The 16,580-nt window shown below is 46.4% G+C and carries 10 protein-coding genes, 5 tRNA genes and 1 pseudogene; 15 read left to right on the top strand and 1 reads right to left on the bottom strand.

Going from position 1 to position 16,580, the window contains the following annotated elements:
• Window positions 1-176: 176 nt before the first annotated feature.
• From F0231_RS09275 to F0231_RS09345, 15 genes and pseudogenes are all read left to right on the top strand, one after another.
• Window positions 177-250 (top strand) — tRNA-Cys (locus tag F0231_RS09275).
• 63 nt (window positions 251-313) lie between these two features.
• A tRNA-Leu gene (locus tag F0231_RS09280) sits at window positions 314-400 on the top strand.
• Between the two features lie 33 nt (window positions 401-433).
• Window positions 434-507, top strand: a tRNA-Cys gene (locus F0231_RS09285).
• 143 nt (window positions 508-650) lie between these two features.
• Window positions 651-1,553, top strand: a complete 903-nt coding sequence (locus F0231_RS09290; RefSeq protein WP_171759442.1) for a LysR family transcriptional regulator — start codon at window positions 651-653, stop codon at window positions 1,551-1,553.
• 318 nt (window positions 1,554-1,871) lie between these two features.
• A complete protein-coding gene (gene dld, locus F0231_RS09295; RefSeq protein WP_171759443.1) occupies window positions 1,872-3,578 on the top strand; it encodes a D-lactate dehydrogenase in 1,707 nt (568 codons plus the stop codon).
• Between the two features lie 387 nt (window positions 3,579-3,965).
• Window positions 3,966-6,623, top strand: a complete 2,658-nt coding sequence (locus tag F0231_RS09300) for a nitrate reductase (protein ID WP_171759444.1) — start codon at window positions 3,966-3,968, stop codon at window positions 6,621-6,623.
• A gap of 88 nt (window positions 6,624-6,711) precedes the next feature.
• Window positions 6,712-7,662: pseudogene (locus F0231_RS09305) on the top strand (glycosyl transferase family protein); the annotation flags it as partial.
• Between the two features lie 70 nt (window positions 7,663-7,732).
• Window positions 7,733-8,314, top strand: a complete 582-nt coding sequence (locus F0231_RS09310) for an ANTAR domain-containing response regulator (protein ID WP_171759446.1) — start codon at window positions 7,733-7,735, stop codon at window positions 8,312-8,314.
• 285 nt (window positions 8,315-8,599) lie between these two features.
• A complete protein-coding gene (locus F0231_RS09315) occupies window positions 8,600-9,973 on the top strand; it encodes a CmpA/NrtA family ABC transporter substrate-binding protein (protein WP_171759447.1) in 1,374 nt (457 codons plus the stop codon).
• Between the two features lie 66 nt (window positions 9,974-10,039).
• A complete protein-coding gene (locus F0231_RS09320) occupies window positions 10,040-11,008 on the top strand; it encodes an ABC transporter permease (protein WP_171759448.1) in 969 nt (322 codons plus the stop codon).
• Between the two features lie 12 nt (window positions 11,009-11,020).
• Entirely contained in the window at window positions 11,021-11,875 is an 855-nt protein-coding gene (locus tag F0231_RS09325; protein ID WP_171759449.1) for an ABC transporter ATP-binding protein, read from the top strand.
• 12 nt (window positions 11,876-11,887) lie between these two features.
• Window positions 11,888-14,371, top strand: a complete 2,484-nt coding sequence (gene nirB / locus F0231_RS09330; protein ID WP_171759450.1) for a nitrite reductase large subunit NirB — start codon at window positions 11,888-11,890, stop codon at window positions 14,369-14,371.
• Window positions 14,371-14,703, top strand: coding sequence for a nitrite reductase small subunit NirD (gene nirD / locus F0231_RS09335; RefSeq protein WP_171759451.1), 333 nt, complete (start codon window positions 14,371-14,373; stop codon window positions 14,701-14,703). Before nirB ends, nirD begins: the two co-directional genes overlap by 1 nt.
• Window positions 14,704-14,875: 172 nt before the next feature.
• Window positions 14,876-14,962 (top strand) — tRNA-Leu (locus F0231_RS09340).
• A gap of 30 nt (window positions 14,963-14,992) precedes the next feature.
• Window positions 14,993-15,066 (top strand) — tRNA-Cys (locus F0231_RS09345).
• Between the two features lie 32 nt (window positions 15,067-15,098).
• On the opposite strand, the gene F0231_RS09350 is transcribed toward F0231_RS09345, so the two are convergent.
• On the bottom strand, window positions 15,099-16,472 hold the full coding sequence (locus tag F0231_RS09350; RefSeq protein ID WP_171759452.1) for an alpha-amylase family protein: 1,374 nt from the start codon (window positions 16,470-16,472) through the stop codon (window positions 15,099-15,101).
• Window positions 16,473-16,580: the final 108 nt, after the last annotated feature.

The following is a 16,580-nucleotide window of genomic DNA, read 5'->3' on the forward strand; positions in this document are numbered from 1 at the left end:
CAAAAAGAAGAGTTTGAGCAGAACAAAGTTGTGCCATTTAGATCAATTAAACCCCATATTGCTTTAAAACTCAGCAAACAAAATAAAAAGTTAGATTTTTGTTTGACTCTCCTCGCTCAATCCGTAAAGTATGCATCGAGCGCAACGGTGGGTAACCTAAAGCGTTGAAAGAAAAGGGCGCCTTGGCAGAGTGGCTATGCAGCGGATTGCAAATCCGTGGACCTCGGTTCGATTCCGGGAGGCGCCTCCATTTCTTTACTCAATTTAAAGATGGTGTTTATTGTTCTAAACGGCATCACAAAGAAATTTGTGTGCCCTGGTGGTGGAATTGGTAGACACAAGGGATTTAAAATCCCTCGGCGTTCGCGCTGTGCCGGTTCAAGTCCGGCCCGGGGCACCATCTCAAATTCACTCGAAAGAGTAACAAAATAATGGCGCCTTGGCAGAGTGGCTATGCAGCGGATTGCAAATCCGTGGACCTCGGTTCGACTCCGGGAGGCGCCTCCATTATTTTACAAATAACCAGCCTAGTGCTGGTTTTTTTGTATCTAAATTTTGTGCTCCGAGCTGAACAAGTGTGAGATTAGGGTCAGCTTTTTTAATCAAAAGCACTTAAAATTACCTTGTTATCAACAAGCTTGCGAGAGTCCATGAGAAGTACCGACGATTACATCATCTTTTATCACTTGATGGAGCAAGGCTCTTTTAGTGGCGCTGCAAAACAGATGCAGTTGACTAAGTCGGTGGTGAGCAAACGCATTGCTAAGCTAGAACAAGAGCTCGGTGTGCAACTTCTCTATCGAACGACACGCAGTATCAAGCTGAGTGAAGCGGGTCAGTCGTTTTACGAACACGCAAAACGCGTTTATCAAGCTGTTGCAACCGCAGAAGAATCGATCGTCGGTTTAGGCCAGAGCTTGTCCGGCAGCATCAAGATTACCGTACCTACCATCTCTGGTGAGCTCATTTTGCCGGGGGTGATTGCTGAATTTAACGAACGTTACCCAGACATCAACATAGACATGGATCTCGACAATCGTTTTGTCGATATCGTCAATGATCGCTTCGACCTTGCCATTCGAACCGGTGTTCTACCAGACTCGAGTCTTATTGCACGTAAGCTGGTGGATGCGCACTGGGTCGTGAGTGCGTCTCCAAAGTATCTTGCCGTACATGGTAAGCCAGATTCCCCCCATGAGTTAGTGAAACACAATTGCTTGGCGTACTCCTATCAAGAGACTGGGGCAAAAGAGTGGGCATTTAAAGCGGGCGATGAAGTCTACCAAGTCAAAGTTGACGGTAACCTGTGTACCAATAATTCATCGGCACTAAGAAATGTGGCTCTGTTAGGGCAAGGGATCATTTACGTACCTAGAGTCTTGATTCATGATGATTTAGAGCAAGGGCGTTTAATCCAACTGTTTCAAGGAGAAACGGCTAAGTGCTTAGGTATTTATGCGGTTTACCCTTATACACGTCAGCAACCAGAAAAGGTGAAACGTTTTATTGAACACCTATACCAAGGGTTCCAAAAGCGTAGCCATCAGTTTTAGGCTAAGTCTAAGTAAAGTTTCTAGCGCTTCTTCTGCTCTGTATCTCCATTCGCCTCTCGATAATTAGTCGTTGTAAGCCATGCATTTACAATAACTGGACGTGTGACGCATCTGTTAATGTTCGGTTTTGATATTGTTTCCATAAAGAAACAATCTGTTTCTTGCTCAAATTTTGAAGTTTGTTTTTGTTAACTTAATGAAAGTATTAGCTTTATTAAAAATAAGCTTAATTTTGGATAGTGTTGGCGAGATCAGCAGCGTAGACGCTGTATAACAGGCTGCTTATAGTGGCTGGGCATAATAATTAGAGATATGGATATGAAACAAAAGCAGCTGATTGATCAATTCAAGGTAATCGTGGGTGATGACAATGTGTTAACCGACGATATCAAAACCAAGTATTACCGTTCGGGCTTTCGCTCTGGTGGTGGCTCTGCATTGGCCGTTGTCTTCCCCAATACCTTGGTAGAACAGTGGAAAGTCATTAAGCAATGTGTCGAAAATAACTGCATCATCATTATGCAAGCTGCTAAAACAGGCTTAACAGAAGGCTCTGCGCCTAGCGGTAATGATTATGACCGTGACGTTGTCGTTATCAATATCACTAAAATGAAACAGATCCACCTTCTTGATGGCGGTAAGCAAGCAGTTTGTCTACCGGGTGCGAGCTTACACTCCCTAGAAAAAACACTAAAAACGGTTAACCGTGCACCTCACTCTGTTATCGGTTCTTCTTCTTTAGGTGCGACAGTGGTTGGCGGTATCGCGAACAACTCCGGTGGCGCGCTAGTGAAGCGTGGCCCTGCCTACACTGAGCTTGCGATATTCGCTCAAGTCGATAAGGACGGCAAACTTCATCTAGTTAATCATTTGGGAATTGATGGTCTTGGCGAGACGCCAGAAGAAATCTTGCAGAACATTCAAGATGGGAACTTTGACCCAAGTAAAGTGGTTAATGATGATCGCATGGCATCTGACAAAGAGTATGACGAGCGCGTAAGAGATGTGACCTCTGATATTCCATCACGATTCAATGCGGATGAGCGCCGACTGTTTGAAGCCAGCGGCTGTGCCGGCAAGCTTGGGGTGTTTGCGGTACGTGTTGATAGCTACCCAGTACCTGAGAAAGAGCAGGTCTTTTATCTTGGCACAAATGATCCGGCGAAACTCACTCAGCTACGCAAAGACTTTTTGACGCAATTTGAGAACCTGCCTGAAATGGGCGAGTACATGCACCGTGATATTTTTAATATGGCGGAAAAGTATGGCAAAGATGTATTTCTGTCCATAGACCACCTTGGTACAGACAACTTGCCAAAAATGTTTGCTCTAAAAGCCAAGGTTGAGAATACCTTAGAGCGAATCCCGTTTGTGAGTAAATATCTGCCAGATACGATCTTGTACTACGCTAGTAAGTTGTTCCCGCAACACTTACCACAAAGGTTGCTCGATTATCGTGACAAATACGAGCATCACTTAATCCTAAAAATGAGTGATGGCGGTATTGATGAGGCGAAGAGATACCTGAAAGAGGTGTGGGCAGCAGAACCAGACCAAGATTACTTTGAGTGTACCGCAGAAGAAGGTAAGAAAGCGTACCTGAATCGTTTTGCAGCAGCAGGAGCGGCGATTCGTTACGAAACCATCCACCGAAACGAAGTAGAAGACATTGTCGCTCTTGATATTGCGTTACGACGTAACGATGAGGAGTGGTTAGAGACTTTGCCACAAGAAGTGACAGATAATCTTGTGATGCCTCTCTATTATGGTCACTTTATGTGTTTTGTCTTCCACCAAGATTACATCTTTAAGAAAGGAACAGACACAAAACGCATGAAGCGATTGATGCTAGAACATTTGAATAGTCGTGGCGCAAAATATCCAGCGGAACACAACGTAGGACACTTGTATGAAGCGGAAAACTCACTACAAAAGTTCTACCATCAGCTCGACCCAACCAATACCTTTAACCCAGGTATCGGTAAAATGGACAAGTATCGTCGTAATTGTAACTGCTGTGCATAATCAGCTTTAATCAAAACGCAGAGCCACTTTAACGAGTGGCTTTGTAGCGATTGCAAAACCGTGAATCTCGGTTCAATTTCGGATTACACCATCGCTAATACAAATAACCAGCCTTGTGCTGGTTTTTTTGTACCTGAATACCCCTGACTCTGTTTATTATTTTCTACTTTGGCTCTGCACAATTACGAGCCGATTTGCACGCTGTCGGTGCATTGTTCATATACGTCTTTATCTAACCTGTTGTTTTAAAATAAATTGTATCTCTGGCACTCTCTTTGCTCTCATACAAATGACCTGAAAAGTCGTAAGAATTAATAATAACGTCACTGGCAACGAAGCCTCCCTTATTGAGTTAAGGGAGGCTTTCGTCGTTTATAGGAGTGAGTGATGACAAAGGAATGTATCAAAACCGCTTGCCCATACTGTGGGGTGGGCTGTGGTGTTGAAGTGAACAAGCAGCGTATTTCGGGGGATGAGAAGCATCCTGCAAATTCGGGCGCGCTTTGCGTGAAGGGCTCCGCGCTGGCAGAGAGCCTACAGATGCCGAGCAGACTGCTTTATCCAAAGCTAAACGGTCAAGAGCTCAGTTGGAGCCAAGCAACTGACATCATCGCGGAAAGTTACTTTAATGCCATTAATACCACTGGCGCGGATTCGACCGCTATGTATGTGTCCGGGCAGCTGCTGACAGAAGATTACTATGTTGCTAACAAATTCATGAAAGGCTTGATTGGCAGCGCCAATATCGACACCAACTCCAGACTTTGTATGTCTTCAGCGGTGGTGGCGCATAATCGAGCCTTTGGTGAGGATATCGTCCCTGTGAATTATTCTGACATCGACGATGCGGAGCTGATTGTTATCTGTGGTGCGAATACGGCGTGGACTCATCCAGTTTTGTTTAGGCGCATTCAGCAAGCGAGAGAACACAACCCGAGATTGAAGCTGGTGGTCATTGACCCAAGAGTCACCGTGACCGCCGAGCAAGCTGACTTACATCTGCAAATTCCAAACGACAGTGACATCGACCTATTCAATGGTCTGGTTCGTTACTGTGTCGACCGTGGCTTAGTGAACCAAGAGTATATTGATGAGCATACGCTGGGTTTTGAAGCGCTGTTATCTTTAGTAGCTAAATCTGACTACAGCTTAGCGAAACTGAGTCAAAAGTTGGATTTAAATGAAGATCAATTGGCCGTTTTCTACCGCTGGTTCAGTACATCGAAGCGAGCAATTACGCTGTTTTGTCAGGGAGTGAACCAATCTCAATCTGGATCGGACAAAGCGAATACCATTATCAATGCTCATTTGGCGACAGGAAAGATTGGCTATCAAGGTGCTGGCCCATTTTCAGTTACAGGCCAACCCAATGCGATGGGCGGGAGAGAGGTCGGCGGTCTTGCGAACCAGCTGGCTATACACAGAGGGTTCGATACCGATTCGATTGAACGAGTCAGTCAGTTTTGGAAAACCGATCGATTAGCCACCAAACCCGGGTTAAAAGCGGTAGAGTTATTTGAGGCCGTGGAGCGCGGTGATATCAAGGTGATTTGGATTATGGCAACCAATCCCGTTGTGTCCATGCCTGACAATCATTATGTGAAAGAAGCACTAAGGCGCTGCCCAATGGTTATTGTCTCGGATATTACTGGCGATTCAGACATTGCTCGCTATGCCAATCTGTTACTGCCTGCAGCAGGATGGGGTGAAAAACAGGGCATGGTAACAAACTCTGAACGGATGATGACTCGTCAAAGAGCCTTTGTTTCACCCAAAGGAGGCGCTAAATCTGACTGGAAAGCGGTGGCTGAAGTAGCTAAAAAGCTGAGTGAAAAGTTAAATGTGGAGAGTAGCTTCGAGTTCCAAAACGAATATGAGGTTTTCAAAGAGTACGTCGAAATGACGGGTTTGAATCAGGACTCTCCGTTGCTGCTCGACCTTTCCAACTTTTCAAATCTGACGCAACAAGAATATGCCGATTGGCAGCCAACACGTTGGGGTAGAGAGCGCCCGTATGAAGATGGAACATTCAGCCATAGCGATGGAAAAGCGAGATTTGTTGTACCGAGTGATGTGACGTTAACCGAAGCTGAATCAAGAGATAATGGTTGGTGGTTGAATACAGGACGCCAACGCGACCAATGGCACACGATGACGAGAACGGGACACATTGCGCACCTTGCTGCGAGCGAACCAGAGCCGAGCGTCTACATGAATCGTCGCTCTGCGGCTTATTTGGGTGTTGAAGCGGGTGAACTGGTCATGCTTACTCAAGGTCAAGTTAAAAGCCAAGGTGAAGAGAAGCTATTTGCAAAAGCATTGATTGACGATGGGCTAACCGACAAGCAATTGTTTATGTCTATGCACTGGGCAGGGAAGTATGGGAGTAAAAGCAGTGTTAACGGTGTGGTAAGCCGTACCAACGACCCATTTTCAGGGCAACCAGCTTTCAAGTCACAGGGCGTCGAGGTGATGCCAGCGCGTGCAAAAAGTTATGGCCTTTATATCTCGGATACAAGCGCAGGTGAAAGCTTCGACGAACAAGGATTGCTGTATGCTTCGTTGCAAAAAGATCATTCGCTAAGTGTTTGGCGCTTTGCGGATAGCTCGCTGACCGAGAAGTCGTTTTCTCTCGGTTTGGAGCATATATCGGGGGCGGGGAGCGTCGTGTTAGACCTCTCATCGGGCTGGTTGTCGGTGACTTATGACCAAGTAGGCACAGATAAGCGAATAGAGTCGTTAATACTGGTATCGAGTCAACCGATTCGCTGTGATACGGCGCAGCTAATAGGGTTAATTGGTGAGCCGCTTACTTTTTCAACGTTACTTTCGATTGTTGACCAAGAGTCATCATCCAAGTTGATTTGTAGTTGTTTTCGAGTCAGTGACACGCAAATTGAAAAGGCGCTTAAAAGTGGCGAGTGCAGCACGACTTCTCATCTACAAAACAAGCTGAAATGCGGTTCAAATTGTGGTTCTTGCCTTCACCAAGTTGATCAATTGGTATCGCAGTTTTCACTTAGTGCTCATATAGAGAGCAATTAAACAATTCTTGAGTTAGGGAAGATTGATTATCGCTACTGAAGCCGTCACACTGAGAAAAGAATAAAAAGACCCTAATGACTCTAGAGGTAATATGAGCACAATATTGGAATGTATTCGCACAGTAGGTCGGGGCGAACGTGGTCGCAAGCCATTGACGTTTGACCAAGCCTACAAAATCATGGATGAGTATCTTGATGGTCATTGCGGTGACGATCAAATGGCGATGCTCCTAATGCTGATTCGTGTTCAAAATGAGACGAAGCAAGAGATCGGCGGCTTTGTTAAAGCCTTTCAATCACGAGTACCGAATTTAGGCGCTGATATTGATTGGCCGTGTTATGCAGGCAAACGCCAAAATGCGGGTCAGCCTTGGCATTTACTGTCAGCAAAGATTTTGGCTGATGCGGGCTACAAAGTACTGCTGCATGGATACCACGACAAGCCAGCAGGTCGCCAACACGCTGAAGACTACCTTGAAGCCCTGAAGATTGATCTCGCAGAGTCACCTGAGCAAGCCGGTGACCTATTACAGGAAAAAGGCATTGCGTATTTACCGCTTCGCCATTTTGCTCCTCAAGCGGAAACCATGATTGGTTGGAAAAATCGCTATGGCTTACGTACTCCAATCAATACTGTGGTAAGAGCTTTAAACCCAGGTGGGGCAAAACTGGGTATACGTGGAAGCTTCCACCCAGGCTTTCAACAGTTACATGCTGAGGTAGAAAACGAAATTGGTTTAACCAGCCACACAGTTGTTTCCTACAAAGGCCAATCGGGTGAATCTGAATACAATCCGAAAGTGAGTCAAACTGTTTGGGTGAGTAAGCCTGATGGTGTGGAGTCCCATTACTGGACTGAGCGTATGCTTACCGACATTCCGCTACCGAAAGAGTGCGTATTTGAGACGGCAGAAGCCGACCTAAATATGATGGCTAATACTGTTGTTGCGACGATGGCTGCAACCCTGTTTGCAGAGTTTGACGACTACGAAGCTGCCTTTGAAAAGTCCTACCAACTTTGGGAAAGCTACTGCGCTTAATCCTACCGATTCAATTTGGCACATTCCTTGTTATGTATCTAATTAATAGATTGATGAACAAGGAATGTCCATGCCTCAAAAATGTATTCAAACTCCGGTACTTGTCTGTAGCGATAACCTAGACGAACAAGCCCGTTTAGCCACGCTTCTGGCTGCCGACTACGACAATATTCTTACCTGTTTCTCTGCGCAATTTGAAACAATGCTCGCGCGTGAACCGAATGCGTCAGTAGTGGCTAGTTGGCGTCAACCGAGCGCTGAGCTAAAACGAATTATCTCACTCTGCTCTGAAAAACGAGCGCCATTACTTGTTGTTGTCCAACAGCTAAATTCTAATGATATTAACCGCTTACCAGAAAGAATGGACTACGTTCTGCTTCCCTCTGATTCGACATTTTCTTTGATGCCGTGGATAGAGCACGCGTATTTAACTAGGCGTTCTTACATCGAGATGGCTCAAGAAATCCAAACTCTGTCGACTCGCTTAGAAGAGAGAAAGCTGATTGAAAGAGCCAAAGGGTTACTGATGAAAATGCACAATGTGGATGAGCAGGCTGCCTACTCCGCGATGAGAAAATCGGCCATGCAATCGAGTCTTCCTTTAGCGCAGGTCGCGAAAAATTTACTCTCTACGCTAGAAGCCTTTGAATAATTAGGCTACCACTTTGGGGTTATAAGAAAAATTCCGCATTGGTGCGCAGTGCACTATTAGCAAGCAATTGATAGAGGCAATCAATAGGGGAATGTAATAAACTATTGAAATAAATGGATTAAATAAGTTGGCACACTACTTGGAACAGTATAATCAGAACGACAAGCTAACAGGTGTACAACTTGTCTTATCGCAACTTTACATTACCAACGGCGGTAATGAATAGGGAAGCAATGGCGCTACGACTTTACGGAGTCGTGGCGCTTTTTTATTTGGAGAAAACGGATGAAATGGACCTCGATTGTTAAATCTTCACTGGTGGGTGTGACGTTGGGCATTACCCTTCAGGGCGCAAATGCGTTTGCACAAGTGGGAGAGCCGGAATTGGAAGATCTTAAATTTGGCTTTATCAAGCTAACTGATATGGCACCACTGGCTGTTGCTTACGAAAAAGGCTTCTTCGAGGATGAAGGGCTGTACGTCACCCTAGAAGCTCAAGCAAACTGGAAAGTGTTGTTGGACCGAGTCATCGATGGGGAGCTTGATGGAGCGCATATGCTGTCTGGTCAACCCTTGGGCGCAACGATAGGCATAGGCACTAAGGCTGAGGTAATTACTGCATTTAGTATGGATCTAAACGGTAATGCCATCACGGTTTCAAACAAAACGTGGCAGCAAATGAAGCCTCATATTCCAAAGCAGGCCGATGGAAAACCTGTTCACCCAATCAAAGCAGACGCGTTAAAACCAGTCGTTGAGAGTTACCTCGATGAAGGTAAGCCATTCAATATGGGGATGGTATTCCCAGTCTCTACCCATAACTATGAACTGCGTTATTGGTTAGCCGCAGGGGGTATTCACCCGGGTTTCTATGCACCTGAAACGGGAGATAACAGTGGTCAATTGAATGCGGATGTGATGTTGAGTGTGACGCCACCCCCTCAGATGCCTGCAACGATGGAAGCAGGAACAATAGAAGGGTATTGCGTAGGTGAACCTTGGAACCAACAAGCGGTATTCAAAGGGATCGGTGCTCCGGTTGTTACCGACTACGAAATTTGGAAAAACAACCCAGAGAAGGTGTTTGGTGTATCTAAGCAGTGGGCTGAAAAGTACCCGAACACACATATTCGAGTCGTGAAAGCGTTAATTCGAGCAGCGCACTGGTTGGACGAAAACAACAACGCCAACCGAGTTGAGGCGGTTAAACTGCTGGCCAAGAGTGAGTACGTCGGTGCTGATTTTGAAGTGATTGCCAACTCTATGACGGGCACTTTTGAATATGAAAAAGGCGATGTACGTGAAGTCCCAGACTTTAACGTCTTCTTCCGCCACAATGCGACTTACCCATACTACAGTGATGCAATTTGGTACCTCACTCAAATGCGTCGTTGGGGACAAATTCCACAAGAGCAATCCGATCAATGGTATATGGACATCGCTAAAGAAGTGTATCGCCCTGATATCTATCAACAAGCGGCCGAGTCGCTCATTGAAGATGGAACTTTAAGTTCGAGCGATTTCCCTGACTTCAACAAAGAAGATGGTTTCCGCGCGCCGCAAACTCACTTCATTGATGACATCGTTTACGACGGTCGAACGCCGAATGCTTATCTAGAGAAGTTTGCGATTGGCCTAAAAGGAAAAGAGAAGGTTTAGCTCTCTTAAATCGGGAGGGGAGTTTGCCCCTCCCCAATAATAAAAATAAATTCAAGGATGTAGACTATGCCGAGTAATGTTATCTCTCTCATTCCCAGTCGAACACGAGTGGCGAATAAAAGCAAAGCTGTGTTATTGCCTATCATCGGATTACTGATGTTTCTAATGATTTGGCATTTAAGTGCACGCCAAGTACAGACTTCGCTCGGTACACTGCCGGGCCCAACTCAAACCTATCAGCAGTTTAGCAACCTAGTGCTGGAGCATTGGGAAGAACGCGAAAAAGAAGTCGCCTTTATTGAGCGCCAAGAGAAGCGAAATGCCGCTAAGCTTGCGAAAGATCCAGAGGCGAAAGTAAAAATCCGACCATATACAGGCAAGCCGACCTTTTTTGACCAGATTGTGACAAGTTTAATCACGGTCGCGAGTGGCTTTGTTTTAGCAACAATTATCGCCATCCCACTCGGTATTGTGTTGGGTCTCAACCAAGGGCTGTACCAAGCGTTTAACCCGATCATCCAACTGCTAAAGCCTGTCTCTCCGTTAGCGTGGCTGCCGATTGTCACCATGGTGGTCAGCGCGACCTACGTCAGTGACGATCCTATGTTTGCGAAATCATTTATTAACTCTCTGCTTACCGTGGCTTTGTGTAGCTTATGGCCGACTCTGATCAACACGGCAGTTGGCGTGACGAGCGTTGACAAAGACCTCATCAATGTCAGTCGAGTGCTACAGCTTTCTTGGTGGCAGCATATTCGAGTGATTGTTCTTCCTTCAGCAATTCCAATGATTTTTACCGGGCTTAGATTGTCACTGGGTATCGCATGGATGGTGCTGATTGCCGCAGAGATGCTGGCGCAAAACCCGGGCCTTGGCAAATTCGTTTGGGATGAGTTCCAAAATGGCAGCTCAGCCTCGTTAGGAAGAATCATGGTGGCAGTGATTACGATTGGCTTTATCGGCTTGCTGCTCGACCGTGGCATGCTGCAGCTTCAAAAGTGGCTTTCGTGGAATAAACAACAGGCATTGCGATAAAAGGAGTTTCCTATGTCTAAAGCGTTACTAGATTTGACTCAACTTGGCATGCGATTCCCAACACCCAATGGTGAGTTTATTGCACTGAAAAATGTTGATTTACAAATACAAAAAGGCGAGTTCATTTCTCTGATTGGCCACTCTGGTTGTGGCAAATCAACGGTACTGAACCTCATTGCGGGCTTACACCTTCCAACCGATGGCGGCGTTATCGTCGACGGGAAAGAAGTGAGTGGCCCGGGCCCAGAACGTGCGGTGGTGTTTCAAAACCACTCATTATTGCCTTGGTTGACGGTGTACCAAAATGTGGAACTGGCGGTTAAACAGATCGCTGCGCAATACGCAGGCACTAAAAACCGTCAGCAATGGGTTAAAGAGCAGGTCGAGCACTACCTTGATCTGATTCAAATGTCCCATGCCGCAGACAAAAAGCCCGATGAAATTTCGGGAGGGATGAAGCAGCGAGTGGGAATAGCCCGAGCGCTGGCTTTAAAACCCAAGGTTTTATTGATGGATGAACCTTTTGGCGCGCTTGATGCGTTAACACGAGCACACCTTCAAGACTCGTTAATGCAGATACAGGCTGAGCTGAACAACACGGTCATTATGATCACTCATGACGTTGATGAAGCGGTTTTGCTGTCCGATAAGATCGTCATGATGACCAATGGACCTGCGGCCACCATTGGAGAGGTGTTAGACGTTAACCTTGCAAGGCCAAGGAACAGAGTCGAGTTAGCTGACGACCCACAGTACCAGAAGTGTCGTCAATCGGTGCTTAGATTCTTGTATGAAAAGCAGTCGAAGCCTTCGGTCAAACCAAGCAATACCGAATCCCCAGCGACTACGCCAGCGAAAACGGCTTAAAAGGAGACAGACATGGAACATATAGTCATTGTCGGAAATGGAATGGTCGGGCATCACCTTGTTGCTCAATTGGTGGAGCGTGGCGCCCACTTAGAGAAGAAAATTACGGTCATCGGTGAAGAGCGATTTATCGCTTACGATCGAGTTCAGCTATCAGCGCTATTTTCAGGCAAAAGCCACCAAGATCTGATGCTCAGTAGTGAAGATTGGTATGCAAAACATGGGATCGAGCTTTTACTTGGCGCTCATGTTACCTCGATTGAGAAAGAGAACAAACGCTTGGTCATTGATGGCGACAGCGTACTTGGTTATGACGAGCTGGTACTCGCGACAGGTTCATACCCATTTGTCCCGCCCATTGAAGGTAAAGAGCGAGATAATATATTTGTCTACCGAACCCTAGACGATCTTTCTGAAATCAAGACGGCCTGCCAAGGAGCCAAAACAGGCGCGGTAGTCGGTGGAGGACTGCTCGGTTTGGAGGCGGCAAATGCACTCAAATTGTTGGGAGTGAAAACGCACGTCGTAGAGTTCGCGCCGAGGCTGATGCCAGTTCAATTAGACGATGCAGCAGGCGGTTTACTCAAAGAGAAAATTCAAGACCTGGGGCTGAGCGTGCATACCTCGACAGTTACCGAGAAGATCATTGATGGAGAAAGTGCTCGCCATCGTATGGTGCTCAAAGATGCAGACCCGTTGGAGGTGGATGTCATCATCTTCTCGGCAGGCATTCGACCTCAAGATTCATTAGCAAGAGAGGCGGGGTTAGAACTGGGTGAACGTGGCGGCATTGTGATTGATGATGCTTGTAAAACCAGTGATGACCATATCTATGCGATTGGTGAATGTGCCTTATGGCAGAACATGATTTTTGGTTTGGTTGCGCCGGGTTATTCAATGGCTCGGGTTGTAGCTGATAAGCTAACGCAGCGCGAAAATCCTGGTTTCTCTGGCTCGGATATGAGTACCAAGCTCAAGTTATTGGGTGTTGATGTTGCGTCGATTGGCGATGCGCACAAAACCACTGAGGGCGCGCAAGAGATGTTCTTGCAAGATACCGTCGCGGGTGTTTACAAGAAATTAGTTGTGGATGAGAGCGGTACTCAACTTCTTGGTGCCATTCTGGTGGGGGACAACACCGACTATGATGCACTGCTGCAATGTTACCTTAACCAAACTCCGCTCCCTGACCATGCCGCTAACCTCCTGTTTGATACTGGAATGCTTCAAGGCGAAATGGCGGATACCGCGATGATCTGTTCTTGCCACAACGTGACGAAAGGTGACCTTGTCACTGCCATTCAAGCCGGCGCACATGACCTTGATACGTTAAAGTCACAAACCAAAGCGGGTACAGGTTGTGGTGGTTGTAGCAATATGGTCAAGAGCGTCCTTGATACCGAACTAATGGCGATGGGCGTTGAGGTTAACAATCATATTTGTGAGCATTTTGAACTCTCACGCCAAGAGATGTTCCATATTTGCCAAGTGGAAGGGATAAAAGATTTCGACACCTTGATAGAAAAACACGGAAAAGGGCATGGTTGTGACCTGTGTAAGCCAACGGCCGCCTCGGTATTTGCTTCACTCTGGAATGAACACATCATGGAACCTCAACACAGTTCACTTCAAGACTCAAACGACGCGTTTATGGCGAACTTGCAAAAGGATGGATCTTATTCGGTGGTTCCGCGTGTTGCTGGTGGAGAGATCACCCCTGATAAGTTGATTGCACTTGGCGAAGTGGCGAAGAAATACGATCTCTACACTAAGATCACCGGTGGACAGCGTGTTGATCTATTTGGTGCTCAAGTCGAGCAATTGCCTGACATTTGGCAAGCGCTTATCGACGCTGGTTTTGAAACCGGACACGCCTACGGAAAGTCTTTGCGAACTGTTAAATCGTGTGTGGGTTCAACTTGGTGTCGTTATGGTGTCGATGACTCAGTTGGCCTCGCGATCGAGCTAGAAAACCGATACAAGGGTCTAAGAGCACCCCATAAGATTAAGTTTGCGGTATCGGGTTGCACTCGCGAGTGTGCGGAAGCTCAAAGCAAAGACATTGGGGTGATTGCGACCGAAAATGGCTGGAACCTCTATGTTTGTGGTAATGGGGGTATGAGACCGAGACATGCCGACCTGATTGCCTCAGATTTGTCTAAAGACGAGTTGGTCTCTTTAATCGATAGAGTTCTGATGTTCTATGTTCGCACCGCTGATCGTTTGCAACGTACTTCAGTGTGGTTAGAGAACCTAGAAGGTGGGCTTGATTACCTGAAGCAAGTGGTGATTGAAGACTCGCTAGATATTGCCACAGCTCTAGAACAACAGATGCAACATGTGGTCGATACCTATCAGTGCGAATGGAAAAGCACGCTCGAAACGCCAGAGAAGCTCGCCAAATTTAAGCCATTTATTAATGCAGATAAGCAGAGTCAGGCACTGCCGTATCAACGCATTCGTGGTCAAAGAATTCCGGTTAAGGAGGAGCTCTAATGGCGCTAATTGAAAAAGTACAACTTTGTAAAGTGGATGAGCTAGAGCCGTACCAAGGGCGAGCGGCTTGGGTGGATGGTGAACAAGTCGCACTGTTTCTTGTCCCCAATCACGGCGTATTCGCTATTCAAAACTGGGATCCGATTGGAAAAGCCTATGTTTTGTGTCGTGGTATTGTCGGAGACGTCAATGGGGAACTATGCGTAGCGTCGCCGCTTTACAAGCAACATTTTAAACTCAGTTCAGGGGAGTGTATCGAGCAGCCAGAGACGAGACTACGCACTTGGCCGATTACTATAGAGAATAACTCTGTGGTTTTGAGCTCTGAGTGATGCTGATAAAACGATCGTTTCGTATAGAGCTTAAACGCTTGGGCATGGTTTTTAACCACTTGAGTTAAAAAAGAAAAATAACTCGTTGACCTGCCGATAATATCCGTTAAAGTACACCCCGTTCTCGCAGCACAGCCTGCAAGAATGGTGGTGTACCATCGCTTTATGCGTTGCCCTGGTGGTGGAATTGGTAGACACAAGGGATTTAAAATCCCTCGGCGTTCGCGCTGTGCCGGTTCAAGTCCGGCCCGGGGCACCATCTTTGACTTCCTATAGTCTTCAAAATTTAGGCGCCTTGGCAGAGTGGCTATGCAGCGGATTGCAAATCCGTGGACCTCGGTTCGATTCCGGGAGGCGCCTCCATTTAGTTAGAAACTCCCCCCGAAAATATTTCCCTATTCGTATGTCGTCAATTGTTTATCAATAAGCATCGCATAGCCCATAGCAGGCAGTTCGAACTCTATGTGTTCGTCTACAACATTAACTGACGTGTCATTAACGATATCGACCATCTCTTGATGCCAGCGTAAGCGAACTTGCTTAGGAAACTGAGATTTGTTGATGGCCGCGATACCCTTACGACCACGACGAAACACCATGTGTTCGTCGCTCACCTCTACTACGCCCATTTTCTCTCCGTGAACGAGGTTGTGGAAGGCGATCATCTTCGCGATGCGATTGTCTCTCCAAGTATTAAGCCAGCGAGGTTGCCCTTGGTGATCTTTAATACCACTCGTATCGAGATCGGTGTAAATAAGAGGAACGCCACCATCGCGGCATAAAATATAGCAGTTAAGCAACCATTCCCGTTCTTCACTGAGCACTAACGGCCGAAACACATCATTATTTGGTATGTCATGGGTGATCGCGAAGGTGATCGCGCGCTTACGAGATAAGGCTTTACCAAAGGTAAACGGGTCAACTAACGAGGACAATACGCCTTTTGGTTGCAGTGCATTATATGCGGTACTAAATAATGGAAAGTCATAAGCGGCGAGGGTAGTTCCCTCTAAATAAGGCTTTAAGAACAGCTCATACTCTTTACGGGTAGCACCACCGTCGGTAATGATTTCACCAAAGATGTGCACGCCTTCTGTCACTTCTGGTGTCCATACTCTCTGTATGTGCTCCAGTGTTAAGTGTTTGGCTGCATCAATCCGAAAACCTTTTACGCCTAGGTCTTTTAAGGCCATCAGGTACTGCTGCTGCATTTTTACTACGTGTTCACACACTTTTAGCGTCGGCAAGCCAGGGTCATGCTCGCCGCCAGTGATACGCCCGTTTTGAACTTCCCATGTGTTTTGCCAATCTTTAATACCAAAGGCTTCGACAAAATGCTCATCAGCAAACAGTGGTTCGTTTAGATCACCAAAGAGTTTGATCGATTCGTAATACTCTTTGTTTTTCGCGTAATGCTCAAGGTCGTCAGCGCTAGGGTAGTTTAGGTCATTTCGTTTACCGGCTTCGTTTGCCATATGGTTGAACACCACATCAACATAGACGCGCAGACCAAGTTCACGCAGGGCTGACACCATAGACTTAAAGTCGATGGTGTTGCCAAGTTGGTTATCGATAACACGATAATCTTGTGGTTGATATCGTTGCCACCATTGAGTGCCTTTCTCATTCATTAGGGACTTCATTGGCGGTGAAATAAGTACGGTTTTATAACCCAGTTGTTTAATTTGTTGAGCACGTTCGGTGACAAGGGAATACGGCCAATCAAAGGCATGAAGAACAACGTCACGTGACTCACTGATTAATGGCATGGGATGCTTCCTATCCGTTTAAAATCTCGCGCTAACCCATGATATTTGGCTCTTTGCTTTCATACTGTCTCTATCACCCAAAGTCAGAAAAGTCGGGTTCAATTTACG

Source organism: Vibrio sp. RE86 (genome assembly GCF_013114545.1).
In the GTDB taxonomy this organism is placed as follows: domain Bacteria; phylum Pseudomonadota; class Gammaproteobacteria; order Enterobacterales; family Vibrionaceae; genus Vibrio.

Coding starts and splice junctions, on each gene's coding strand:
- F0231_RS09300 (WP_171759444.1), top strand. CDS start 3,966: ATGACAAAGGAATGTATCAAAACCGCTTGCCCATACTGTGGGGTGGGC.
- F0231_RS09350 (WP_171759452.1), bottom strand. CDS start 16,472: ATGCCATTAATCAGTGAGTCACGTGACGTTGTTCTTCATGCCTTTGAT.
- F0231_RS09290 (WP_171759442.1), top strand. CDS start 651: ATGAGAAGTACCGACGATTACATCATCTTTTATCACTTGATGGAGCAA.
- nirB (WP_171759450.1), top strand. CDS start 11,888: ATGGAACATATAGTCATTGTCGGAAATGGAATGGTCGGGCATCACCTT.
- F0231_RS09325 (WP_171759449.1), top strand. CDS start 11,021: ATGTCTAAAGCGTTACTAGATTTGACTCAACTTGGCATGCGATTCCCA.
- F0231_RS09320 (WP_171759448.1), top strand. CDS start 10,040: ATGCCGAGTAATGTTATCTCTCTCATTCCCAGTCGAACACGAGTGGCG.
- F0231_RS09315 (WP_171759447.1), top strand. CDS start 8,600: ATGAAATGGACCTCGATTGTTAAATCTTCACTGGTGGGTGTGACGTTG.
- dld (WP_171759443.1), top strand. CDS start 1,872: ATGAAACAAAAGCAGCTGATTGATCAATTCAAGGTAATCGTGGGTGAT.
- F0231_RS09310 (WP_171759446.1), top strand. CDS start 7,733: ATGCCTCAAAAATGTATTCAAACTCCGGTACTTGTCTGTAGCGATAAC.
- nirD (WP_171759451.1), top strand. CDS start 14,371: ATGGCGCTAATTGAAAAAGTACAACTTTGTAAAGTGGATGAGCTAGAG.